General features: G+C 66.2%; 1 protein-coding gene. It reads left to right on the plus strand.

Features of this window, described 5'->3' with window-relative positions; translation table 11 throughout:
• Nucleotides 1-536, plus strand: a 536-nt coding sequence (locus tag Vau01_RS63090; RefSeq protein WP_204015526.1) for an AMP-binding protein, incomplete at both ends; no start/stop codon positions are given.

Consider the following 536-nt stretch of genomic DNA (forward strand, 5'->3'; position numbering starts at 1 on the left):
TTGCCTGTCGAGGTTTCGGCGGGGGCGTTGGCGTATGTGATGTTCACGTCGGGGTCGTCGGGGCGTCCGAAGGGTGTGGGGGTGTCGCGGGGTGCGTTGGCGAATCGGTTGTGGTGGGCGCAGGAGGTGTTCGGGCTGTCGGCGTCTGATCGGGTGTTGGTGAAGACGCCGTTCTCGTTCGATGTGTCGGTGTGGGAGTTGGTGTGGCCGTTGATGGTGGGGTCGTCGGTGGTGGTGGCCCGGCCGGGCGGTCATCGCGATCCGGCGTATCTGGCCGGTCTTGGGGCGTCGACGGTGCATTTTGTTCCGTCGATGTTGGAGGCGTTCCTGGATGCGGGGGTTCGTCCGGTCGGGTTGCGGCGGGTGTTGTGTTCGGGGGAGGCGTTGTCGCCGGGTCTGGTGGACCGGTTCTTCGGGGCGTTCCCGGGTGTGGAGTTGTTCAACTTGTATGGGCCGACGGAGGCGGCGATCGATGTGTCGTGGCATCGGTGTGTGCCGGGTGAGTCGGTGGTGCCGATCGGTCGGCCGGTGGCGAA

Source organism: Virgisporangium aurantiacum (assembly GCF_016863635.1).
Lineage (GTDB): Bacteria > Actinomycetota > Actinomycetes > Mycobacteriales > Micromonosporaceae > Virgisporangium > Virgisporangium aurantiacum.